This window comes from Achromobacter sp., assembly GCF_049647645.1.
Classification (GTDB): Bacteria; Pseudomonadota; Gammaproteobacteria; order Burkholderiales; family Burkholderiaceae_B; genus Achromobacter.
On the sequence record NZ_JBARYB010000122.1, the window covers coordinates 40,770 to 63,929 of the forward strand.

The 23,160-nt window shown below is 62.8% G+C and carries 25 protein-coding genes; 7 read left to right on the forward strand and 18 right to left on the reverse strand.

The annotated features are described in order from the left end of the window. Positions 1–144 precede the first annotated feature (144 nt). The 8 genes from WBB14_RS14665 to WBB14_RS14700 all read right to left on the reverse strand — a co-directional run bounded on the left by WBB14_RS14665 (position 145) and on the right by WBB14_RS14700 (position 5,116). Positions 145–732 carry a S26 family signal peptidase gene (locus WBB14_RS14665; protein WP_424240487.1) on the reverse strand — a complete coding sequence of 196 codons (588 nt, stop codon included), beginning with the start codon at positions 730–732 and terminating at the stop codon, positions 145–147. Next, the gene (locus WBB14_RS14670) at positions 729–1,262 is read right to left on the reverse strand and encodes a DUF2840 domain-containing protein (protein ID WP_424240488.1); all 534 of its coding nucleotides are present in this window, start codon (positions 1,260–1,262) and stop codon (positions 729–731) included. The genes WBB14_RS14665 and WBB14_RS14670 overlap by 4 nt, the downstream gene beginning before the upstream one ends. Then, on the reverse strand, positions 1,259–1,528 hold the full coding sequence (locus WBB14_RS14675) for a chromosome partitioning protein ParB (protein ID WP_424240489.1): 270 nt from the start codon (positions 1,526–1,528) through the stop codon (positions 1,259–1,261). The genes WBB14_RS14670 and WBB14_RS14675 overlap by 4 nt, the downstream gene beginning before the upstream one ends. Beyond that, the gene (gene parA, locus WBB14_RS14680; RefSeq protein ID WP_023114174.1) at positions 1,525–2,163 is read right to left on the reverse strand and encodes a ParA family partition ATPase; all 639 of its coding nucleotides are present in this window, start codon (positions 2,161–2,163) and stop codon (positions 1,525–1,527) included. The genes WBB14_RS14675 and parA overlap by 4 nt, the downstream gene beginning before the upstream one ends. A gap of 253 nt (positions 2,164–2,416) precedes the next feature. Beyond that, positions 2,417–3,274, reverse strand: coding sequence for a replication initiator protein A (locus WBB14_RS14685; RefSeq protein ID WP_424240490.1), 858 nt, complete (start codon positions 3,272–3,274; stop codon positions 2,417–2,419). Positions 3,275–3,300: 26 nt separating this feature from the next. After that, positions 3,301–3,582: a helix-turn-helix transcriptional regulator gene (locus WBB14_RS14690; RefSeq protein WP_059895329.1), complete on the reverse strand. Its 282-nt coding sequence runs from the start codon at positions 3,580–3,582 to the stop codon at positions 3,301–3,303. Positions 3,583–3,665: 83 nt separating this feature from the next. Continuing rightward, complete coding sequence (locus tag WBB14_RS14695) at positions 3,666–4,427, reverse strand: DUF2285 domain-containing protein (RefSeq protein ID WP_059895291.1); 762 nt, start codon at positions 4,425–4,427, stop codon at positions 3,666–3,668. Between the two features lie 341 nt (positions 4,428–4,768). Then, a complete protein-coding gene (locus tag WBB14_RS14700) occupies positions 4,769–5,116 on the reverse strand; it encodes a DUF2958 domain-containing protein (protein WP_424240491.1) in 348 nt (115 codons plus the stop codon). 215 nt (positions 5,117–5,331) lie between these two features. On the opposite strand from WBB14_RS14700, the gene WBB14_RS14705 reads away from it, so the two are divergent. Continuing rightward, positions 5,332–5,625: a helix-turn-helix domain-containing protein gene (locus WBB14_RS14705; protein ID WP_059895295.1), complete on the forward strand. Its 294-nt coding sequence runs from the start codon at positions 5,332–5,334 to the stop codon at positions 5,623–5,625. Positions 5,626–5,987: 362 nt separating this feature from the next. On the opposite strand, the gene WBB14_RS14710 is transcribed toward WBB14_RS14705, so the two are convergent. After that, positions 5,988–6,302, reverse strand: coding sequence for a DUF736 domain-containing protein (locus tag WBB14_RS14710; protein ID WP_059895297.1), 315 nt, complete (start codon positions 6,300–6,302; stop codon positions 5,988–5,990). 1,036 nt (positions 6,303–7,338) lie between these two features. Here WBB14_RS14710 and WBB14_RS14715 point away from each other — a divergent pair. From WBB14_RS14715 to WBB14_RS14735, 5 genes are read left to right on the forward strand one after another with little or no spacing between them, the layout of a single operon-like run. Continuing rightward, positions 7,339–8,289 (forward strand): CBASS oligonucleotide cyclase, encoded by a 951-nt coding sequence (locus tag WBB14_RS14715; protein ID WP_424240492.1) that lies wholly within the window; start codon positions 7,339–7,341, stop codon positions 8,287–8,289. Then, a complete protein-coding gene (locus WBB14_RS14720; RefSeq protein ID WP_059895301.1) occupies positions 8,286–8,780 on the forward strand; it encodes a hypothetical protein in 495 nt (164 codons plus the stop codon). Before WBB14_RS14715 ends, WBB14_RS14720 begins: the two co-directional genes overlap by 4 nt. Next, entirely contained in the window at positions 8,777–9,673 is an 897-nt protein-coding gene (locus tag WBB14_RS14725; RefSeq protein ID WP_059895303.1) for an AAA family ATPase, read from the forward strand. Before WBB14_RS14720 ends, WBB14_RS14725 begins: the two co-directional genes overlap by 4 nt. After that, positions 9,673–10,836 (forward strand): hypothetical protein, encoded by a 1,164-nt coding sequence (locus WBB14_RS14730; protein ID WP_059895305.1) that lies wholly within the window; start codon positions 9,673–9,675, stop codon positions 10,834–10,836. The genes WBB14_RS14725 and WBB14_RS14730 overlap by 1 nt, the downstream gene beginning before the upstream one ends. Further along, entirely contained in the window at positions 10,833–11,390 is a 558-nt protein-coding gene (locus WBB14_RS14735) for a 3'-5' exonuclease (RefSeq protein WP_059895307.1), read from the forward strand. The genes WBB14_RS14730 and WBB14_RS14735 overlap by 4 nt, the downstream gene beginning before the upstream one ends. Positions 11,391–11,510: 120 nt before the next feature. On the opposite strand, the gene WBB14_RS14740 is transcribed toward WBB14_RS14735, so the two are convergent. The 3 genes from WBB14_RS14740 to WBB14_RS14750 form a co-directional block, all read right to left on the reverse strand. Continuing rightward, entirely contained in the window at positions 11,511–11,723 is a 213-nt protein-coding gene (locus tag WBB14_RS14740; RefSeq protein WP_424240493.1) for a hypothetical protein, read from the reverse strand. 61 nt (positions 11,724–11,784) lie between these two features. Beyond that, on the reverse strand, positions 11,785–13,833 hold the full coding sequence (locus tag WBB14_RS14745) for a ParB/RepB/Spo0J family partition protein (protein ID WP_424240494.1): 2,049 nt from the start codon (positions 13,831–13,833) through the stop codon (positions 11,785–11,787). Between the two features lie 75 nt (positions 13,834–13,908). Further along, on the reverse strand, positions 13,909–14,733 hold the full coding sequence (locus tag WBB14_RS14750; RefSeq protein ID WP_059895312.1) for a DUF932 domain-containing protein: 825 nt from the start codon (positions 14,731–14,733) through the stop codon (positions 13,909–13,911). A 599-nt stretch (positions 14,734–15,332) separates the two neighbouring features. On the opposite strand from WBB14_RS14750, the gene WBB14_RS14755 reads away from it, so the two are divergent. Beyond that, the gene (locus tag WBB14_RS14755; protein ID WP_059895314.1) at positions 15,333–15,623 is read left to right on the forward strand and encodes a DUF3892 domain-containing protein; all 291 of its coding nucleotides are present in this window, start codon (positions 15,333–15,335) and stop codon (positions 15,621–15,623) included. 60 nt (positions 15,624–15,683) lie between these two features. On the opposite strand, the gene WBB14_RS14760 is transcribed toward WBB14_RS14755, so the two are convergent. The 6 genes from WBB14_RS14760 to WBB14_RS14785 all read right to left on the reverse strand — a co-directional run bounded on the left by WBB14_RS14760 (position 15,684) and on the right by WBB14_RS14785 (position 22,977). Beyond that, positions 15,684–16,034, reverse strand: coding sequence for a DUF2958 domain-containing protein (locus WBB14_RS14760; protein ID WP_059895315.1), 351 nt, complete (start codon positions 16,032–16,034; stop codon positions 15,684–15,686). 329 nt (positions 16,035–16,363) lie between these two features. Further along, a complete protein-coding gene (locus tag WBB14_RS14765) occupies positions 16,364–18,715 on the reverse strand; it encodes a S8 family peptidase (RefSeq protein ID WP_424240495.1) in 2,352 nt (783 codons plus the stop codon). Positions 18,716–18,854: 139 nt separating this feature from the next. Continuing rightward, positions 18,855–19,886, reverse strand: coding sequence for an AAA family ATPase (locus WBB14_RS14770; protein WP_059895331.1), 1,032 nt, complete (start codon positions 19,884–19,886; stop codon positions 18,855–18,857). Then, positions 19,879–20,196, reverse strand: a complete 318-nt coding sequence (locus tag WBB14_RS14775) for a helix-turn-helix domain-containing protein (RefSeq protein WP_059895319.1) — start codon at positions 20,194–20,196, stop codon at positions 19,879–19,881. Before WBB14_RS14775 ends, WBB14_RS14770 begins: the two co-directional genes overlap by 8 nt. Positions 20,197–20,601: 405 nt before the next feature. Continuing rightward, positions 20,602–21,531, reverse strand: coding sequence for a hypothetical protein (locus WBB14_RS14780; RefSeq protein WP_424240496.1), 930 nt, complete (start codon positions 21,529–21,531; stop codon positions 20,602–20,604). 246 nt (positions 21,532–21,777) lie between these two features. Further along, entirely contained in the window at positions 21,778–22,977 is a 1,200-nt protein-coding gene (locus tag WBB14_RS14785) for a tyrosine-type recombinase/integrase (RefSeq protein ID WP_059895323.1), read from the reverse strand. Positions 22,978–23,160 lie beyond the last annotated feature (183 nt).

Here is a 23,160-nt window from a genome sequence, read left to right on the forward strand (position 1 = left end):
GCGCCGAAGGCAGCGCGAAGTGCGGTGCCCAATGCTTAGGATTGGCACCTGCACTGCACGCGCCACGACACGGCGACAAACAGCAGAACGACACACCCGATGGCACGATGAGATGCACGGCGACGTGTAACGAATTGACGGCCATCATGGGCGGGATTCCAGCCAGACCGGATGCGCGACGCCGATCACGGCGGATGTGCTGACCGGCCCGAAATACCGGCTGTCGAACGATGCCGGGTTGGTCACACTCAAGAGGAACAGCTCGCCGGGTTCGAGGCGACGGCATTGCTGCCAGGATGGCAGCGGCCGGCCCCAACGGTCGGCAGGCAGCAAGGCGGCCGAAAGCACGCCGTCAATGCGGACAACGCGGCCAGTGATGCACACCTCCTGCGGCGCGAACGCGCCCACACGTTTGAGCAGCGGAGCGTGAGCCGGCAGGTAGCCGCGCTGCGCAGCGAGTGCGCCAACGTCGGCAGGCAATCGGGTCAGGACGATGCTGCCGACCGGCAGCGAGGCGGCCCGATGGTCAAGCGGCTGCACGCGATACCAGCCGACCGGCACGCTGTTGGATGGGTTGTAGACCAAGCGCGGCAGCGGCTGCACGAGAGCCGCCCAGGCCAGCGCAGCAAGGCCGACAGCGGCGAAGCCGGCCAGCACGATGCGAGCGCGCAGGCGCGAGCGAGGATGTGGCGCAGCTTCGGGCGTGCGTGCGGTGGGGGAATGAGCGGTCATGGCAGCGCCCTCACGGTCAGCCACGCGGCGTGCCGCTCGGCGGTGTACGTGGGCAGTGAAAAGCGCGCGGCCAGCCGGTTGGCAAGCGTGCGCCAGTACGCGGGCGAGACGGCGACAGGCGCAATGCCCAGCGCCTCGATGGCGTCAATGCGCTCCAGCACGGCGCGCACCTGGTTCTCTCCTTCGGCGTGTAGCAGCAGGCGCGCGCCCGGCTGCACGGCAGGGATGCGCTGCACCGCATCCAGTGGTGTGCAAGCCTGCATGACCATGAGCTGCCAGCGAATCGTGCCGTAGTCGTTGGCGTGCCAGCGGATGCGGCAGAACATCGCGCCAGGCAGGAACACCGCGCAGCGCCGCCAGCGGTCGAGCTGCTGCGTGCACGCGGGTTCGCCGAAGCGCAGGTAGAGCTTGAAGCGCGGTTCGATGTAGGCCAGTGCCACGCGCGTCAACGGCGCGCTGGCAGGCTGGCCGGAAGGTGCTGCGAGCGCAGCCATAGCCGCGTCAGCGGCAGGCGAAGCGAATGCGGTCATGGGGTGTTCTCCCTGCGATGCTCTGGAAACTCACGCTCCAGCAGGCCGCGCAGCAGATCGGCCACGGTCACGCCTTGCGTGAAGGCCGACACCTTGATGCGCGCGCGCATGGCGGGCGTGATGTCGAGGGTCAGGCGGGCGGTGTAGAGGTCGCCCTTGTTGAGCGCATCGGCGTCGCCTTGGCGAATCCACGCCTCGGCGTGCGGATTCGCGGGTGGACGCGCGCCGATGCCAACGCGCTTGCTGCGTGGTGGCTTCGCTGTCATGTCGGCCACCGCAGCAGTTCGTCCACCAGCGCGGTGATCTCGCGCGCGGCAGCGCTGTCGGGCGCCGTCTCGCGTGCAAGCCGGCCAGCGGCCACGCTGTCGGCGAAGACGATGCGCTGATGCACTTCCGCGCGCAGCGCAGGAAGCGGCTGATCGGCGAGCGCCTGCCGTGCTTCGCGCCCGATCACGGTGGTGCTGACGCGGCGGTTGATGACGAAGGCCGCGCGCAGCGCAGGCCGAAAGACTTGCGCCTCGCGGATCAGCGCCACCATCTCGGCGCTGGCCCACAAGTCATAGGGGCTGGGCTGCACCGGGATCAGCACGCGCTCGGCCGCCAGCAACGCGGAGCGCGCCAGCGCCGCGATGCGCGGCGGGCCGTCGATGACGACGTGATCGGCCCGCCTGGCGAGTTCTGGCGCCTCTTGGTGCAGTGTTTCGCGTGCGAGGCCCACGGCGCTGAAAAGCCTTGGAAGACCTTGCTGGCTTCTGCGCTGCGTCCAGTCCAGCGATGAGCCCTGCGGGTCGGCGTCCAGCAGGACGACGTGCTGACCGCGCATCGCCAGCTCGCCAGCGATGTGCGTGGCGAGCGTGGTCTTGCCGACGCCGCCTTTCTGGTTGAGCAGAGCAACGATCATGGCCTGGCCCTCCGTGTTGGAAAGCCGGGCTGTCGCTGCTGCGCTTGTGGCCGCGTGGTGGTTGTCCACCGCAGCGGCGCTTCTCTACCAAAAGTTAGAGAAATTAAGTTAGAGAAGTTAGAGGGCGCGCAAACCCAATGCTGGCGCGGCTTTGCGGCCGATCGGCACGCCTGATAGCACGATAGTCCCACGCCTGATAGCACGATACCCCGCACGCCTGATAGCACGACACCATTCACAGGCTCTCCCGGAGTTATCCCCGTGCCGTATGCAGCACGGGCCGGAACGTCAGCAGCTCCATGCCGTTGTCCGGCATCCGCTCGATGCCCAGGACGTAGCCGGGCAGCGACTGCCGTGCGACCAGCGCGCGCAGGTCGCAGGCGAAGTCGTAGGGCTTCGCGGTGCTGCCCGATTTCTGGTGCAGGTAGCGAAAGTCGAACTGCCAGCCGTATTCCTGCTTGCCGCCGTGCTTGCGCACCAGGCGGTACAGCCACCGCTCGATGCCGCCGGTCAGCCGGAAATACGCAGGGTCGATGGTCAACACCAGGGCGGCGTCCATGACGCCGGCGTAGAACCAGTCCGGCAGGATCAGCTCTAGCCCCAAAGGCGTGCCCTTGGCATCGGCCAGCTCCTTCCACTCGTTGATCCACGAGAAGCGGTGTAGCCGCCTTCCCGTGGTTTCGCGGATGGACGTGGCCACCGTTGTGGATTGCAGCCGATCCAGCGCGGCTTTGAGGCGCTGGTAGTCGCGCAGCGACGTACCGCGCCCGATGAAGCGCAGGATCTCGTAGGGCGTGGCCTGCATCAGCCGCGACGGGCGCAAGCCCGCGTCGCGTGCCTCCACGATCTGCGAGGCTGCCCAAATGAGCAGGTCTGCGTCCCAAATCGTGGCGATGCCATGCTCCTGCGTGCCTTCCACGCGGATCGTGACGTTGCCGGCGCGGAAGTCGATCGGCGCCGTGCGCCGCGACTTCGCCAGCGAGAAGAACGGAAAGGCCATCAAGTCCTGGCTGTCGCGCGGCGCCATGTCGCCGGGCAAGGCGCGGAACAGGTCGAGCTGTTCGCGCTCTTGCAACGGCCGCTGCCGGGACGGCAGCGCGGAACTGGACATGACGATGGCCTGCCGCGCGCCGCCGATCAGCGCGCACGGCTGTCGGCCGAGTGGTGCTCGGCGTACTCGGGATCGGAGGTCGTCTCGAAACTGCGGTCGGCGGCCCAGGCATCGAGGTCGGCCACGGCGTACATGACACGCCGGCCGAACTTGCGGAACTTGGGGCCGCCGCCGATCACGCGCTGTTTCTCCAGCGTGCGCGGCGACAGGCGCAGGTAGTCGGCAGCTTCGTCGTTGGTGAGATAACGCTGCGGTTGTGCGGCAGCGGGCGAGATAGTGGCGGCAGGCCGCAAGGGAGCGGGACGCATGGTGAGAACCTCCATCGGTTGCAGGGCTCCGGCCACACAGCGCAACCGGATGGAGGCAGTCTCAGAAAACGAAGCCCTCTTGCTCAGGGTCGTTTTGCGTCCCCTTCAAAACGACCCTTCTCAAGCGGCGGCAGTTGTGCTAGGCGGCGATAGCCGCCGCGCATCAACGCATTACCCCGACGAACCAGGCGGCGCACGCGAGAGCGCAAGCCGCCGTCGCTGTACCAGCCGGCCACGGCGTCCGCGCCGAACAAACCTTCGCCCACCTCGCGCAAGGACGCGCCCGCCAGGGTGGCGTCGAGCGCCTGCAGGGTGTGCAGCTCCAGCAGCGCCGCAGGCGGCGGCCGTGGCCGCGCCATAGGCGCGGGCGTGTCGGGCGCATGGGTAGTGCCGCGACCGCGATGGGCGCGAGCGACGGCCATGCCGTCTTCCAGGCCAGGCGCGAGCGCGAAGCGCTGCCAACGGCCGGGGCTGCGCGCGATCAGCGCGAGCCCTTTGCCGTCGTGGATCAGTTGCTTGTGGCCAGGGATGCGCCAGACATCAAAGACATTCGCATCGGGTGGCGGATCGGCGTCCGGGTAGAGCTGCACCACGGCACCGTGGCCGGGCAACCAGGCCGGGTGCGCGTCCCGCGCATCCAAGGCCGGGTCTTCCCACAGGCGCAGCCCCCAGCGCTGTGCCGCCTTGTGTGCTGTCTGTGGCCGGCGATGGTGGCGCAGCCAGTCGAGCCGATAGTCGGGGTGTCGGCGCAGGTACTCCCAGGCCAGCGCCAACATGTCCAAGCCCAGGATGTACAGATAGGCGGCGGTGGGATACCAGTGCGCGACGTGATGAGGATTGACCATGGCGAAAGCTCCTGTCGAACCGCAGGAACGCCGCCACGGGCGGATCAAAACGGAGCTACCGCATCCAGATCAAAAACATCATCGGCATCAATTCAAGCTGTAACATGCGGTGTCAAGGCCGATTGGCTCCGGTGTATTGCGAATCCCGTCCGAATGCGACGGCCGCCCGACTAGAAATGTCATGCGGCGTGAAACACCGTGCCCGAACCTGTAAAAAGGATCGTGGCTGATTGGGTCATACCCGCCTGGGGTGGATGCAATAGTCTGCATTCAGACCGGACAGGTCTGGAATAAGACCGAAATAGTCTCAATGCGCCCGGCTTGGCCGGAGCGCGAGCGGTTCAATCGAGGATGGAACCGTTCTCCTGGGCCAGCCGCAGATATGCCGACAGCGGGCGTACTGCCTGGAAATACCGATCCCGCATCACCGGCTGCTTGCGCGGCCCGACGATGGATTCCAGGTCGGACAGCTTGATGTGGCCCAGCTCGGGCATACCGATCCCCAGGTCGATCAGACCGAAGGCCGTATCGGCATCAACGGGATCGAGCGCGGTCAGCAACCAGATGGCGTGCGCGTCAGGGGTGAACAGCCGCACGATGGGTAGCGGGTCGATGGCCTCGCCATCGGCACGGGCCTGGCCGTGAGCCAGTAGCTGCGTGCGCTCGTCCTCGGTGATGAGTCGATTCATCGGCGGCCCCTTCAATTGAACAAATCCGCCAAAGCGTGAAGCCGCATTTGCGGCTTTACGCCAAGGCACGGATGCGGCTTTGTGGTTCTGTCCCAATCCGTAAATACGGATTTCCGTAAAAGCACAAAGGCGTACAGCGGATTAAATGAACACTATAGATTGTAGTCCTATAGGGCTCAATCGGCTGTCATCTTGGATTTTGGGGAGTTCCAAGAGTGGCGGCGAAGCACACATTGTCGGAGGCATTGAAGACCATCAGGAAGGCGCGGGGTCTGAGCCAGGAAGCCTTCTCCGACGTGTCCAGCCGTACCTATATGAGTTCGCTGGAGCGCGATCTCAAAAGCCCCACCTTGAACAAGCTGGCCGAGCTGTGCGATGTGATGGAGATTCACCCGCTCACGCTGCTGACGCTGGCCTACGCTGGCGACGACGCACAGCAGGTCGAACAGCTCCTGACGCGAGTGCGTCAGGAACTGAAAGTCGTTGCGAAGAAAGACGATGCGCGGTAACGCGCATCGGTGCTGGCCTTGCCGATCCGGCACCGCCGGTTCGGGGAGTTCAGGGGCGCCAAGCCACGCGCGGCGGGGATAGCCCGCTGGGCTTTCCCCTGGAGGCAAGCGTAGCGCGCAGCGCCGCAGGCGCGAAGGCGTGAGGGATTGAAGCCGGATGGCCGTGACGGCGAAGTCGGCACGGGGCGCAGCCCGAAAAGCCCGGCGGTGCAGGCACCGACACGCCCGGCCGTCCTTGAATCCACAGACTCAACGCAGACGGAAGCAACTCGACACGGCGCGGCCCAGGTGATGGTGCTGCCTCCATACAGTGCGACGAAAGCAGCACAGCGCCCCGCCGCGTGGGCGGGGCGCTGCGGCGGTCACGCCGCCTGGGGCTTGCTGCGCGACCAGATCAGGTCATGCGTACCGTTCTCGCCTTCGATCAAGCGGGCGTAGACCGTGGCCGGGAACGAAGGGTCGTCGAGGGTCACGGAGATGTACTCCCGCCCCGCCTCGCTGGTCTTCTTCCACGCCGCACCGATGTCGTGAGTGGCGGCCTGCAAGCGGAAGTCCGGGGCCTTCTCGTTGTCGCCCTTGTCGTAGGGCACCAGCTTGACCTTGACGTTGAGCGTCAGGGTGCGAAGCGTGCCGGTGAAGCCGTCTTTGTCTGCGGTGAAGGTGCCGATGTTGGCCATGATGATTTCTCCTTACGGTGGAACAAGGTTCGCGCCCATCGCGTCCTTGTTGTGATCCGGCCGGCGGGGGACGGGCTGGCTGCACCGCTTGCGGCAGCAACGCAGTGGAGGGCCGGGAGGCGAAAAGAATTTGTCCCGCGAGGAATCTGCGCAGCAGAGGGGAAATTGTTTTCGCCGGACGGTTGCAGCCATGAAGCCCGAGGCGTAGCCGCGTCACCGCCAGGATTCACAACAACACAAGGACGCCTTGGGTCGAACCACCCCCATCCGAAAGGAGACAAGGCCGACTCGGCATCCCCCGCCCGAAGGCTGCACCGGCTCGCCCCCTGACGCGGGCCAAGTCAACCACCCGACGACAGGCGAGAACGCACCCACCGCACCGTGCGGCGCCGGTCTATAAGCGTGCTGTGGAATCTCCATGGCGATGCCGGGCGGGTTGTCCGTGAACCGTCCTTCGTGACGTAATGGGCAAGAACCGCCAGCGTCGAGGACGGCACGCGAGCGTGCAACCTGCCGCAGCAAGCACCGGCGTACCCATCAAGCCCTGCCCATGCGGCGGGGCGCTGGCCGGGCCGATCCGCGCAGCCGGTTCGGCGGTATCGAGGGGCGCCAAGCGATGTGCGGCGGGGAGAGTCCGCAGGACTGTCCCCTGGAGGCAAGCGCCGCAGGCGCGAAGGCGTGAGGGATCGATGCCGAACGGCTGTGACGGCATAAACGGCACGGGGCGCAGCCCGAGAGCCCGGCGGTGCATGTACCGGCACGCACTACCTATGCATATCGTCGCAGAGCTTCAGCGGTCGTTAATTGGGAAGTCAAACTGTCAGAGGCATCATTTACCGGAATATGGCAAAAAGATGCATCTTGAAACTTTGCCAATCCTCCCCAAGTACCCTACTGGGGAACGCCTTGCCTTGGGCTATTGGTCGGCCAGACTCGATCAAATCAGGGTGCGGCATCGGGGCGCGCAGTTGCGTGCTGTTTTAGAACGAAAGCATAGAGTGCAACCCCTTTCTGCACTCAGCGGGAGGAGAAGAACTTGCCACTGAACAACACGCAAATCCGCTACTACGACAGCACTGTGCTGCGCCTTCCTGAAGATAAGCGCAAGGAATACCACGCGCAGGTTGATAGTTTGATCAGTGCACTGACCAAGCGTGTGCATGAGCAGAGCGAGATCAAGATTACCAAGGTGGTGAAGGCAGGGTCGTTCGCCAAATACACGATCCTGCGCAAGACGTCCGAGGACCCCGTTGACGTTGACGTGGTCTTCTACATCTCCGGTCGCAGCGTCGATAAGGAAAGCTTGGCCAGCCTGACCGAGCTTATCTACGATGCGATGATCAAGTTGTACCCCAATAAGTCGGTCGAGAATTTCGAGATCCAACGAAAGGCCGCGACCGTGACCTTCATCGGCTCGGGTCTCAGCGTGGACATCGTGCCCGTCATTGAAGATCCCGCACGCGCTGGATACGGTTGGCAGTTCGACATCCATGACGGCACGAAAGTGCAGACTTGCGCGCCGTGCCAGATCAAGTTCGTGCGTGACCGCAAAGACATCGATCCCGACTTTCGCACCCTCGTGCGCCTGGCCAAGAAGTGGCGCAACCGGGTCGAACTGAAGCCGCTCAAGTCGTTTGCCATCGAACTGATCATGGCGCACGTGCTCGCGAAGAATGGTAAGGACGGTTCCATAGAGAAGCGCTTCCGGGACTTCCTGCTTTACATCGCGCAATCCGGCCTGAAAGAGGTCATCACCTTCCCCGAAAACGGGCTGGTGTTCCCGAGCTTCACCGATCCGGTTGTGATCCTCGACCCGGTATGCAATATCAACAATGTAGCCAGCCGCATTTCTGAGGACGAACGCAAGGAAATCGTCGCGGCCGCCTTGGAGGCCTGGGAGACGGCGAACTTCGCGTCCATGGAAGACGACATTGAAATCTGGAAAGAGCTGTTCGGCCCGCGCTTCAAGGTCGAGGAGGAAGAATGAGTTACACGTATGCCGCGACGGAGACCTACTCGGTCGCCGACATCGAAGTTGTCATGCGCCGGGTAACGGCCGACCTCGTCATGATCGCCTCTAGCACGGGAGCGATCACCGAAGAAAAAGCCCGGAGTTGGGGGCACGATATTGAGGTCTTGGCCAAAAACGGCTTCTTGAAGAAGGTTGATCTGACTCTGCTGAGCTTTGGTCTGGAGCAGAAGGCGACTTGCTTCGAGGTAAACGTGGCCTCGGGTGAGCTGACGACGAGCCGCCCCGGCGGGGTGATGTGGCCGCAGGTTCCCAGTCCCGAGTTGCGCATCGTCTTGTCGTACACCAGCGACTACGACAATGCGGCCAAGGAAAAGATGGCACCGAAGCTCAAGATCAACTGGGTGCCGTCCACGGTTGACCTCAGTCACTCGACCCTCACTTCTAACGCCAACCGTGACTATGTCAGCAACGGCTACGGCATGCAGCGCAAGGACTTCAGCCTATGACCCAACCCAGCATTTTTGACGGCAAGTTGCCTCTCCCCGATTCCTCGCTGGCTGCACGTGAAAAGACACTGCTCGGCTTCGATGGGCGGTACCGAAAGATCCACGACCAGTTGCGGCTCTTGCTCAATCTCGGCGAGCTGGGGGCTTGGAGTCAGACCAAGCACAAAAAAAAGCTCCTCCTGTGTGACCTAGTCGCTGAGCAGTACCCGCTTGTGATCTTCCACGGCGACGTGGGAACTGGCAAGACGGCTACCGCTGAGTGCATTGCAAACCGATTGGCTAAGGAGTCGCGCACTGAGGATGCACTGCTTTTCAAGCTGAGCAACCGGGTCCGAGGTAGCGGCAAGGTGGGCGAGATGGGGACCCTCCTGACCCAAGCCTTCCACGAAGTCGTTCAAGCGGCCGGCAAGGCGCGGCGCGCCTTCCTGATCATCGACGAAGGCGACTCGCTGGCTGCCTCGCGCAACCAGGAGCATAGTCACCATGAGGACAAGGTGGCTGTGAACACGCTGATTCAAGGCGTGGATGACTTGCGTCGGTTCGGTGGTCGCATCGTGGTGTTCTTGTGCACCAATCGCCTGTCTGTGCTTGATCCTGCGCTCCAGCGCCGTGCAGCTATCGTCGAGGAGTTCACGCGCCCCGATGACAGTGAGCGCCAAGCCCTGTTGACCATGGACTTGGAAGGTGTCGGCCTCACCGAGCGGGAGATCAAGGAACTGGTCACGGCCACTGGCCCGCGTAGCAAGCAGCCGGGCTGGACCTTCTCCGACATCCGCACCCGGCTATACCCGGCGGCGTTGGCCCAAGCCTTTCCCGACCGAGCACTGACGCACAAAGATTTGATCGATGTCGCAAACGCGCTGCGGCCATCGCCCGTCATGGAGGACAAGTGATGCCGCGTTCTGCGTTGTATGGCCGCCGGTTTCACATTACCGGCAGCATCGTCGAGGATGCCAATATTGCAACGGTGGCCGAGGTGACTCGTGCCCGCGAGTTCGTGAAAGCCTTGGTGCTGGACCTTCTGGCAAAGGGTGCAACATTCGTCATCCCTGTCGACGCTGAGAAGAACCGCGCCGACGGCCAGCCCATCTGTTTCGACTGGCTGGTGTGGGACACCATCCACGGTAACCTGGCGCGTCGGCCGGCCGACGCGCCTGGACCGCTGGTCATTGCGGTCAAGCATCACAAGAACGAAGGCCAGATTCCGACCGAGTACCGTTCGGTGTGGGATGCCATGCGGGTATCGCCGCTGGTGCAGATCGAGAGCGCCGCACACTGGAACATGGCCAGCAAGCGTATGGAGGTTCAGGCGCAACACGGCGACGTCCTGATCGCTGTTGGCGGCGGAGAAGGCGTCTTGTTCCTCGCCAACTTGTATCACGACGCTGGCAAGCCGGTGATTCCGTTGAATTTCGGCCTCGGGCCTGCAACCACTGGGGCGTCACGCCTCTTCGACTTCGGAATGTCCGGCAGCAACGCACAGCGCCTGTTCCAGACCGAGGGCGCGGCTACGCCGCAGAGTTGGCTCAACCGCATTGAGATGTACGAGGGCAAGACTGCGAGCGATGGTGTGCGCGACGTGCTTGGCCTCCTTGAGGACTTGGTTCCCCCCAAGGCGTTCGTGGTCCGGCTGCTGAATCCCGCGCACCCGGACTACAACGACGTTCAAAGCTTCTTCGACGTCGTAGTTCAGCCCGTCATTGAGGGAGAGCTGGGATACAAGCTCACTGTAATTGATGGCAACCAGCCTTACGAGCATGCCCGCATTGATGAGGAAATCTTCAAGAAGTTGCACCGCAGCAGCGTGGTCCTCGCGGACATCACGGGTGTGCGACCGAACTGCTTCATTGAGCTGGGCTACGCGCTGGGCCGGGGCTTGCCGACTATGTTGCTATCCAAGGATGGGACCGAATCCCCATTTGACATCTACTCACTGTCAGGCCATCGTTGGAAGACAACCGGCACTGCGGAAGAGCGCCGGCAAGAGTTTCGTCGGCACTGGAACGCCATCAAGAACAGGCCACCTCTCGTCGCCCCAGACCCATTAATCCCATGAGCCAAAAGCACGAAATCTTTCTGTCAGTGGACGTCGAAACGTCGGGGCCAATCCCCGGTGAGTACAGCATGCTCACGATCGGCGCGTGCAACGTTGACAACCCCGAGCAGGTGTTTTCGTGCGCGTTAAAGCCCATCTCGCTCAACGCCGATCCGAAGGCCATGGAGGTGACCGGACTCTCCCTGGAGAAACTTGCTGACGAGGGGCTACGCCCAGAGGTCGCAATGCAGCAGTTTCGGGACTGGGTGGCCGATGTCGCCGGCAACGATGGCACGCCAGTGTTCGTTGGGCTGAATGCGCCGTTCGACTGGTCATTCGTTAACTACTATTTCCACCGTTACCTTCAATCAAACCCATTTGGCTTTGCAGCCTTGGACATCAAAGCACTCTATATGGGCGCGACGGGTTCAAGTTGGGCAGACACGCGCTCAAGTCAGATGGCAGCTCGACTACATCCCAAGTCCAGGGGCGACCATCAGGCATTGCATGACGCGCAGTACCAAGCTGAGCTGTTCCGTTTGGTCCGAAGCATCTCGCAACCGTCGCGCGGCTGATTTGCTTCACCGCTTCCGTGGTGCGGCTGTTGGCCTTAAACACCGGGCGCGGCCACTGCCGCGCCCGGATTTTTGAATCCACCTGGCTCAGAACGGAACGACCTGGGCCGGGTGCTAGGTTCAATCCTTTGTCTCAATGATCCACCACACGGCCCGCGCCAAGGCGCGGCCCGTGATCGGATGAACGTCCGTGAGGTCGGTGCGGGCCGTCCAGCCCGAGGGCGGACGGTAGCCGCGCACGTCGCCCGCGCCGTGCCAGCGGCGGGCGCGCACCGTGCCGGGTGCATAGATCGCCGCCGTGCGTGGACGGCTCGCGGTGTCAGTGGTGGGCATGGTCTGGCTCCTTGCAAGCCAACGCCCCAGCCGGGGCCGGGGCGTTGGCCTGCGTCGAGGGTCAAGCGGCGAGTGCTTCGGCCGCTTCATCCGCCACGGCGGGGGCTTCGTCCGGGCCTTCCTCCAATGCGGCCTCCTGCGGCCCCTCGGCCTTGAAGATGGCAGGCATCCAGCCCGTGCCACCGGCCAGTCGCTCGGCTTCGCTGGCAATGTCGGCCTTCTTGAGCTTGCCCAGCCGAGCGACGTGATCCGGCGCGAACTCGCCCACGGCTTGCAGGATCGCGGCCTTCGGAACGTGCCTGAAGTAGCCTTCCGCGCTCGGCTTCCACCATGCGGCCATGTCGAGGCCCACGGCCTGCGCTAGTTCCGCGCCGGGCTGGTGCGGCGTGGCGCGCGGGGTTACCACGTCCACCGCCCCCGCCACGCACACAGCCAGCAGTTGGGCCAACTCGCCTTGTTCCATCGCCAGCAGCGCGGCGAACAGCGCGGCGCTGTCCCCGGGCAGCCTGTCGCCCCATGCCTGCTGCACCTCGCGCAGCGCCACGGCGGCGGGTGATTCCGGCCAGTCCGGGGCCATGCCCTCCAGCCGGTCTTGCACGGTGAGGCGAACCCCCATCGGCATGTCGTGCCCGTAGTAGCGCCCCTGCAAGACGCTCTGCACCATGCCATGCACCAGCGCGGCCAGCGCGACATGCGGATGCCGGGCGACCTCGATTTGCAGCGCGGCGGTGCGGTGCGCGCTCAGGCGCTGCGCCAGCCGGTCGGAGACAGCGGGGGCCTGGGCTTTCTCCGCTGCTTCGCCATCATCTTCGTTCGCGCCTTCACCCTCGGCAGAGCCTTGGCGCAGCTTCTCCAGCATGCGCAGCGCCTTGGCCTCGGCCTCGCGCAGCAGCCCACGATGGATCACGGCGTCGCCGTTGCGGTCGATGGTCACAACGGCACCGGCTGCGGCTTTCACGCTCGCGCTGTAGCCCTGCAAGCCGTCTTCCAGCGCCTGCAACTGCTCGCCCAGGGCTTCGCCTTCCTCCTGCAAGGCTTCGGCCTTGTCCTCGTCGTCGGCGTCCATCGCTGCATCCACGGCTTCGCCCACGGCCTGCATCTTCTCTTGCAGCCGCTCGATGCGCTGCGCCTCGCGCTTGTTCGGCGTGCGCCGCTCCCTCGGGGCACGCTGGAAGGCTTGCAGGTCGGCATAAGTCATGGCGGGCGTGGCATCCACCCAGGCCCAGCCCTCGGCGCGGAGAGTCGAGGCATAGCTTTCCAGCTTCTCGCGCACCAGTGTTTCCAGCAGGGCGGTATCGGACACGTACACGCCCGCATCGCCTTCCGCGAACAGGTCGCGGCGGATGCCGCCGCCTGCGGCTTCGTAGGCGTCCAGCCCGACGAAGCGCACCAGCGGATGCGAGGCCCCGATCTCGCGCTCGGTCAGGCGCTCGCGCAGCGCGGAGGGATTGCGCTGCCAGTGCGGCGCATCGTAGAACGCGGCCTCCTGCGCGGCGTGGTCGTCGGTGATGGCAAGGGCCATCAACTGATCGAGCGTCACGACATCGGCACGGTAGTCGTCCATCAGGCGCGGCGAGAGGTTCGCCAGCTTCAAACGGCGCTGCACCACCAGCGGCGTGACGGAGAAGTCCGCCGCAATGTCCTCGATGGGTCGCCCTTCGGCCACCAGCGCGGCGAAGGCCTCGAACTGGTCTGCCGGATGCATGGCTTCGCGCTGCACGTTCTCGGTCAGGCTGGCGGTGCGGGCCGTGCCATCGGCCACCTGCAGGCAAGGCACGTTCCAATCCTTGGCGATGCGGTGTTTCTTCGCCAGCAGCTTGAGGGCTGCGAGGCGACGCCCACCGGCGACCACCTCGTAATGCAGGCCATCGGCGGCGGGAATCACGATCAGGTTTTGCAGCAGGCCCACACGCTGGATGGACGCGGCCAACTCGGGGATGGACATGCGCGGTGCGGTCTTGCGCACGTTGCGGCCCGTGGCGCGCAGCACCAGCCGCGACAGTGGCACCAGAATCATGTGCTTGCTTGGGTCGGCGGCTTGCAACACATTGGCGGCGCTGCTGGCTGCGGTATCGACGGCGCGGGCTTCGGTTTGGTTTGCGGCGTTCATGGTGAATCTCCAGTCAAGTGAAACAAGGGAATGGAGGGGAACCGCCCCTCCGGCGGGGAAAACTCGGAAAGGGGTTCAAGCCTTCAACTGACGCATGCCATCGGCCAGCAGCCACAGGGCGCGGTTCAGGCGAATGTCGGAATCGATGCCCTGCACGGGGCGGGTCTGCTGCCTCCGGCCATTGGCGGCGCGGCCGGACAATCCGCCCTTGGTCAGGTTCTCTTGCGTGCGGTTGAACACGCTCCACAGGTCGGGGCGGCGGTCGTCGAAGCGGCGCGGCATCAGGATTTGCGATTCCGTGATGGGTGCGGGCTTGGCCGGGTCGTCGTACTTGAGGGCCAGCGCGGCACGGGCGAACACTTGCGATTCGCCTTCGTCCAAGGTGATGCCGCGCATCAGGTCGCGCGACTCCTTCACGCGGTCAAAGCCGTGCAGCACCTCGAAGGCGCCTTCGATGACTTGGCCCGCCACGTCGCCCTTGTGGGGCACGCGCACATCGGCCACGGTGTCGCCGCACACAAGGCCGTTGCTGCAAACAAATCGGAACTGGCCCGCCAACATCTGGTAGCTGCTGGTGCCATCGTGCGAATTCAGCAGGATGATTTCGTTGGCTTCCGCGCCGTTGATCTGGCTGGCATGGCGCAGCCGCAGCAGGTGCTTGGTGAAGTCGCGCCGGTCTTCACGGCGCACGCGGGTCTGGCACACCATGAAGGGCTGAAACCCCTCCTTGCGCAGTTCGGTCAACACCGCGACCGTCGGGATATAGGCGTATCGCTCGGAACGGCTGTCATGCGGGGCGTCCGCGAAGATGGACGGGGCCACCCTGCGGATCTGGTCATCGGACAGCGGATAGTCGCTGCGGAGCGTGGGGGAATGGGATGCAAAACGGTTGGCAAGCATGTCGTTCTCCTGACTTGGCTATTGAAGAAAGCGCACACCGGATTCCTAGATTCGGAGCCCAGCCTTCCGGCTGTTCGGTGCGGTCGGCACGAGGAACCCGGTTGGCCCTGTTGCCACCGTCTTTCCTGAGTTCATCGCCCGCGACGAAAGGGAGCGCGCGGACGGGTGCCGTCAAGGAAGCAAGCGCAGGGTTGGTGCGGCCCGCAGGCGCAGCCGAGGACACGGCCCTGCGCGCCTTGATGGCGCACGGGCGCGGGCTACAGTCGCGGACAAGGTGATGAAGTCAGGGAAGACGGCTGGACATGGCAATGGCCTTCCCACACGCCGACCGCACGGCAAGCGCAAGCGCGCAGGCCCGAAGCTGGAAGCCGGGCCGGAGGCGTCAGCCGAGCGGAGCGAGGGAACGATGGAAGCCCGGTAGGGGCGAGACCCCGTAGGGGGCTCGATGCGTCAGCACGACAGCGCGACCGGCCATCTCCCAAGTGGCCGGGGGCGCCCATGTCAGATTCCGGGCAAATGCTGGTGAGCGCCGCCGTTGAAATCTACACAAGCACCCTCATCCTCTCTGTGGCATTCGCCATCTACATCAAGGGAGGGATATGGCAGACTTTTGCATCACGGCCGTCAGCTACAACAAGGATCGCAGCCACATTGAGCAAGTGCAGGTGCGCGAGGAAAAGGAGAAAACCATCGGCGCCATCCGAACTGTTCCGCGCGTCTTTGTGGCAGACCTCATTCGTCTCGGTAAAGCGACCTTCCAGACGAGGGTGAAAGGAGCTGACGACGTCTGGAAGCTTGGCGCGCAAGTACACCTCATCGAGGATGTCTATCTGACGACCGACAAGAACAGTACCAAGCGGGACAATCTGGGGAACTTGCCGGAGTTCTAAGTCGAGGCATGTCGCGTCGTACTGCGGGAACAAGGGGCGTCCGACGACGCCCCGGCAGGATCACACGACGATCCGCCCCGCCAGCCGCGCATCACGCGCATAGGCACTCAACCGCTTCTCGGCGCGGAACGACAGGTCGCGCTCGATCGGCAGGCCCAGCCCGCCGCGCACCGTCGCCAGCTTGCCCAGGCTAACCCAGCCGATTTCCGGCATTCCCAGGCCCAGGTCGCAAAGACCAAAGGCATGGTCGTGGTCATCGGGATCAATCTCGGTCAGCAGCCAGGTCGCGCCGGCGTCCGGCGTGAACAGCTTGACCACGGGCGCCGGATCGAAGTCCGGGTTCTCCAAGGATTCGCGGCCGTTGGCCAGTAGCACGATGCGCTGTTCGTCGGTAATGAGTGCGTTGTTCATGGTGAACTCCTGAAGGTTGCCGGGCGGAATTGCCCAGACCTTCCAGGGCACGGCGCAGCGCAAGCAGTCAGGGGTCACCGACGGCCGAAGGCCGCAAGCGTGCAAACACGCGCAGCCCTTGACGGCGAGAACGCCGTGGCACGATGAAGGGAACAGCAAGACCGCCTCCGTCGCACCTCCACGCTCCCCGGCTTTCGGCAAGCGCAGCGCGCAGGCCCGAGAGGGCCGAAGGCGTCAAGGGGTCAAGGGGTCAAAGCCGGATGGCTGCGATTCGGCACGAAGCGCAGGGCACAGCCCGCGAGCCCGACGGCGGCACGCCGGGACGCTCGTTACGTATTCACGACGACGGCATTCGCCACAGGGATTTTCTGGGCGACAGCAGTGTAAAGATCAACGTCCGTCTGCTGCGTCTGAATGGACACTACAAGGCTATACCGTGCTGGCAGGCCATAGCGTTCCAGCGCAGGCCGCGTCCGCCACCACCCTGCCGAAGGATAGACAGCGATGAAGCCACGGCTGGCCAATTCAGCTGCCGTGCCTTTCCAGACATCCTGGTGCAGCGAACCACGATGTCGTTGCCGTTCACCCAGTAGCCAGTTGGGATCAGAGGGATTCACCGGATCGCCCTCATCCTCGCGCTGGGCCGCAGCATTCACCCGTGCGACAAAGTTCTCGGTAGACGCATCAAGCGGACGCTGCACATCGAATCGCAGACGATGCGAAGGGTAGTGATACTTCGATGCAGCGCCACGCGCCGACGGATTGGGCTCAATGAAATAGGAGAGCGTGACACGCATCTCGACAGGCGTGTCCTGCAACGCCTCCAGTTCATCCTTCGGCCACGGCAAGGAATGCAGATTCATGTCGCGCGTCACGATGCCCTTGCCCTGAACCTTCGCATAGGGGTGCACCTGGTCTTCAACCAGCAAGGTCAGCGAGTCCCCCGCGCTCCAGAGCGCCCGACTCAAATCCGGAGCGCCCCATCCGCAGTGACGAATCAGGTGAACATAGTCATCCTTATTTGGCACTGCGGGCAAGAACATCCCGCGCATGGTCTCGCTCCATTGCGCCGAATGCACCAACAACGCACGCACGGTCTCCGGTCGGAGGTGCGGATAGGCCGCCATGATCTGCGCCGCCATCCCCGCACACAATGCCGACGCTGCGCTGGTGGCGTTGCTGGTGGTGAACAAGCGATTCAGCGGCTGGTTGTGGGTCGTCAGCAAATTCAGGCTGGCCATGCCAACCGCGCCAAGATCATCCTTGGCCGCATTGCCACCTTCCAGCACCACTTCGGGTTTCAACGGCCATGCTCGATCCCACGTTCTGGTTGTCGTTGTGAAGGGACTGAGGCCACCGGCTTCAGCGACCGGATTCAAGGACGCATGTCCTTCTGTGTCGATCTTGTCGGTGCAAGCGCCCACCGTGATCGCGTTCCATGCCTGGCCGGGGTCATGCACAAGATTGGTGGAAAGGCTATCGGGATACCCAGCCCACGCATTGGGATCGCGCGTGTTGCCAGCGGACAGCACGAACAGGCGCGGACTTTCGCTAGCCCCATCGGTATCCGCTGCAAGGCTATCGACAGCCGCAGACCATGACGACGGACGGCCACGATCACGATAGTCCGAAGCTGTCACAGCCGACGTAAACACGCGCTGCCGGTTCGGGGCGGAGATTTCAGGGCGCGCGACGCCTTCGGTAAAAAGATAAGCATGGTGACGCGCATCGCCTTCGTTGGCGCCTTCTGCAGGCACCAGCTTGACCGACTCCAGCCGATGCGGGACGCTGATCGGGTCAGCAGAGGACAAGGCATCCGTAAGATCGCCATAGGCCGCCAAGCCGGCCAGGCCCGTACCGTGATCCGCTTCGTCATCCACGCCCCATGCCGGTTCTACCGTATGCAGGTCTCCTGCATCCATCAGGGGGGCCAGCAGCGGATGAGCGCGCGTCACGCCGGAGTCTAGTAGGCAAACTCTGGGGGCCGCATCGTCCGGTGGCGGCAATTGGGCACGTCGCCGCAAATCGTCTGCCCATTCGCGTTGCTCACCCACACCCATGCCATCGAAGAATTCGGCAGTTTCCTTGGCATAGCGAAGCTCGGCAACGCAGTTCAGCGTCATCACCGATCGTGAAAGCTGTTGCTGCGATCCGTGCATCAGCAGCACCGTGCGCTCGGGAAAGTTGACCTGTTTGTCGCTGACGACACATTCCGCCAAGCGAGCGAGCTTTTTGAAGTCTTCCACGACGACCTGCCGTTGCCCTTGACCTCGAACAGGCAGCCATACCTCCCACCAAAAGGCAACTGTCAAATCAGCAGGCAAGAGGGCGGGGTCGTCAGTCCACAAGGCTCGGACTTCTGCCGCTCGAATGGACTCGATGGCATCCAGCAGTTTCCGGTGGTCACGCGCCTGACCGCGGCTGTCCTTCTTCTCCGCCAGATAGTCGGAGACGTACTTCTCAAAATGCGCGAGGCCCCCATCCGGGACAAAGACATTGGCGAAAGTCCGATTGCCCTCGTGGCGCACACTGAGAAGCTCGATTTTCTTGGTCTCGTTCGCCAAGCTCTCGAACGCAAGTTCGACATCCGGCTGGCTGGTGAACTGGATTTGCAAACCCAGCCCGCTTTCCAGTTGTAGGTCTCGTTGGGCCTGCGCAGCTTGTGTTGCTGCGGGCTTCAAGTTGTCAATCTGACCGCTAAGGGACGCACCGTGCTGCTGCCGGGGTAGCACCGGTACGTCGCGCGTCGATCTGCCTCCAGCAGAGTGCGCTTTAAATTCGACAGCTTGTGATGTGTCTCGAAGAATGAAATGCGGACGTTTAGCTTGTTGTTGATCCGGCATGGTTCGGCACGACCTTCTTGTTGTTCATTCTGAAGCCAAATTTGCGGCGCTCATCGAAAGCTCGTGCCAGCACATCTGCCTTCACGCGCTCCTCGTCGTGCATTACCGCCTCCTTGATGGATTCATCCACAGCGCGTTTGATCTCTGCGTAACTCAAGCCTTCCGCCTTGGCCGTGATGGCCTTGAGCGGAAAAGGCTTGGGCGCGAACTTACCCAACCGAGACTGGAGCAGCTTGGCGGCCTGCGGCGTGGTCGGAAGCCGATACTCGATCACATCGTCGAATCGACGGAAAAGCGCGTAATCAAGAATCTCCACATGGTTGGTCGCCGCGACGATCAAGCTATGGGATTGGTCGCTCTCGATCATTTGCAGGAAGCTGTTCAGCACCCGCCGAATCTCGCCCACATCGTTGGCCAGTCCTCTCTGCGAACCAATGGCATCGAACTCGTCGAAAAAGTAAACGCCGCGCACCTCATTGATGGCATCGAAGATCTGACGCAACTTGGCGGCAGTCTCCCCCATGAACTTGGTAATCAGGGCATCCAGTCGAACAGCAAACAGCGGGATGCCCAGCTCACCGGCCAGCACAGAGGCGGTCATCGTCTTACCAGTGCCAGGCGGGCCGACCAGCAGCAGTTTGCGTCTCGGCGACAGGCCATGCTCGCGGATGCGCGAATGGTGTTTCTGCTCTTTCATTATGCGGCCAAGCTGTTCAGCCATTTCCGCATCGAGCACCATATCTGCCAGACGATTCTTCGGATAGGAAACCGTTAACAGGTTAGCCAGCTCGCCGCGCGGACGAGCCAACGGCACCAGTTTGCCCTCGGAGTTATCCGGCGAGACACGGGCTTTCGCCGCGTCGATCATGTCACGCAGTTCTTCGGCGAGCTTGCCGTGGCCCACCTTCGCTTCACGGGCCGCGACCTGCATGGCGACGGAGTAGAAGTGTCGGTCATCCCGCTCGATATGGGATTTCACCAACGCCTTGAGTTGTTCGGCATTAGCCATAGTGGCCTCCCACATGCGCTGTCAGGTTGGTCGATGTTCCCAGCGATGCCAGCGCAGACTGCATCAACTGGTCGGCGAGGTGCTCGTCGATCGCACCCAGTTCCTTTTGATCGGCAGCCAGCACGAACAGCAGGCCGACAGGCACATGCAACGCCTCTGCAATCTTGGTGACCGTCGAAAGTGTCGGGTCGCGCTTATTGTTCTCAAGCATCGACAGGTAGGATACGGAGCAATTGGCTCTGTTCGCAATGGCGCTTTGAGAGGCGCCCCGTTGCGTTCGGCACAGTCGAATGGCTTGTCCAACATTCATGGCGCTTGCTTTCTCACGGGCTGCGACGGGCGCAGATACAGCTGAATTTTACCACCAGTGAACCCTGTCGACGAGACTTCGCCCAGGATCACCGCGTTGGCAAGCCTCGGGCCGCCAGTCTTGAGCCACCACGACACAAGCCCACTCAACGATCTGCGGCCCGTTCAGCCCCAGCAAAGGCTTGGGCAGTAAGGCCGACGGTGGAACACTGGGGCACCCGGTTACTGCTGGAGTTCCACTCCCCCGATCTCGCCGTCGAGCCCCCTACGACTGCGGTGCGCGATGGTGAGCACGAAGCGCCTTGTAGGTCCGCTGGAACGTTGCTCCTTCGAGCAAGAAGATACGGTCCTGGCAAGTGGATCGAAGGCACTGGTTACACGCACACCCCCGCCATGCTCCAACGCCTCACATCTCTGGTGCCACTCCTGATTCGGCGATGAGTAGATCGAGAAGTTCCTCGTATTCGTCCGGCCCTATCTCTGTCAAAAGCCGCTTTAACTTCACAGTGAATGTGTATTGCGTGCCGGACACATCGCTTGAGTTTTCATGCTTCACTGCGGTGGGCTCAAAGCAATCTAGCACGCCGATAAGTCCATCGTCGTCAGTTATGAAATCCAATCGTAAATATCTCCCACCCTGGCGTCCCATGTATTCAATTTCCAGCTTAAACCGTGCTAATCGTGGTATTGCCATGATGTCGGCCAGCGCGTTTTCTGCATTGAATTTCTCAGCCGTCGATTTGAACTTCATTAGCTTCTTGGCAGCCCGATTTCCGTAGAGGCAAGCTAACGCCAATGCTACTACCGGCTGCTGTCTGCTGATCGACAAGGAGTCCGCCTCATCCAATATCTCTTTCGCTTTCTGGAGCCTCAGTGCTGGCGCTACTGGGTCTTTAAGTGCGAACCGATTGTTGATCGCCTCCAAGAAACTCAAGTAGTTGGATCGTTGAAGTTCGATGGGCTGTCGCCTTAACTCTCTGAGGAACTGGATCACGAACTCATCGGGCTCATAAACGCGAGCATTCTTGAAGAACGCACGAAGTGCGGTGAGATCGCCCAAAATCTGCTCCTCCAGCTCAGCATCTGTAGCAACACCGCGTGAATCGCTTATCTTTTCCAATACGGCCAAAAGGTACGAGAAGGCATGTTGGGGTCTATCCAAATTTTGAAGGTGCTCAACGAGTCTTTTCTTGCGAGCGTCTCTTTCCAGGGCGGCATCGGAAAGCTTTGTTGCTCCAACAACGCAAATATCTAAGAAATAGAGAGTGGGGACACTCGCGTGCCATTCCTTCATTACAGCTAGCTGTTCAGCTGTAAGTTGCATCGACAGAGTCATCTGCGGTCCGCGGTGAAACTCCTGGGGGTTGCTCTGAGATGTCATGCGTTGCCTTTCCTACCGATCAGTATGCTGAGCCGAATGTGAAGTGCCTAGGGGGAGTAGGTTAGATACTAAAGCACTAAATCGATGCCCTTTGCAGACTTTGATGTCGTCGTCGCGTCGAGCAGAAATTCGAGTGGGCCTGTACCAAGATCAAGGCTGCGCTACCCGATGAGGCTCCCGCCGCCGCAGGCGTCTTCCTGATCATGCGGCCACGTCGGCGGGCCGCTGCGCCCCGGTGATCGTCTTGCGCCGGTTCGCCACCAGTTCCGCTGCCTTGCGCACCGGATCGTCCTCAGTATGGACGTAGCGCATGAACATCGCCACGGTCTTGTGCGCCGTCAGCGCCATACCGACCTTGACCGGGATGCCCGAGTTGGCAATGTCGGTCGCGGAGCGGTGGCGGATGCCATGCGTGCCGACGTGCGCGGCGCCTGCCGCCTTGAGGGCGCGGCTCCAGCCGCCGTAATACTCGCCCGTGGTCAGGTGCTTGCCCGGATGGCTTGGCGACGGCAGCACGTAGGGAATGCCTTCCTGCCGTGGCGCCGTCGAGAGCAGCCGATAGGCTTCCTCGCTCATGGGCTTGGACATGCCGCCGGTCTTGCTGTCCGGCCAGACCACGCGGCGGTTGTCCAGATCCACCCAATCCCATTGGAGCGCCACGATTTCGGAGCGGCGGCCGGCGAACTCAAATTGCAGGCGGATCGCCAGCGGGATGACATAGTTCTCCAGGCCCTCCGCCTCGATGTGCTCCAGCCGCCGAAACAGCTTGCCCATGTCTTCGTCGCTGATGAGGTGCGTGGCCTTGCCGTTTGGATACATCGGGACGTGGCGGCAGGGGTTGGTTCCGTCCGGCCGGTGGCCCCACACCTCGGCCAGGTTGAACATCTTGCGCATCACGCTGAAAGCACGGTTGGCCTCGGCCGGCTTGTGGGCCATCTTCTTCATCGCCGTGGCCACGTCCGGCCGTTTCACGTCCTGAACTTTCAAACGGCCCAGCATTGGAACGATACAGCGGTCAATGACGGCCTGATACCCGCGCTGGGTGCTGGGCTTGTTGCGCTGCTTGGAGTAATCCTCCATGAACTTGACGCACAGTTCCTTGACCGTGGGGGCGGAACGGGCGGCGGCCTTGGCCGCGCTGGGGTCGCCGCCCCGGCGCACCTCGGCCAGCCACTCCTGGGCCAGCGAGCGGGCTTGCTCGACGGTCAGTTCCCCGTACAAGCCCAGGGCGGGCTTGCGGCGCTCGCCGGCGTTCGTGCGGTACTGGAGCATGAAAACCTTGCGGCCCGCTGGTGTAATCTTGCACAGGAAGCCGGGCACCAGCGTATCCCGGAATTCGACGGCCTGCGCCTGGGGTTGTGCCGCATCGACTACGGACTTGGTGAGCTTGAGTTTTGCCACGATTACTCCTCGGAAAGACCCGATTCCCAGGAGCCTCGTAGGGGCCAGCGGAGGGGAAGCCAGGTCAGGTTTCGGAAAGCACCGGCATATGTTGGACTCGCCTAAGTTATTGATAAACCTGCCGTATCGGGCTCCGGCGTAGTCCAGCGAAGTTCGGTGCTGGAGTCATGGTGAAATGAAAAA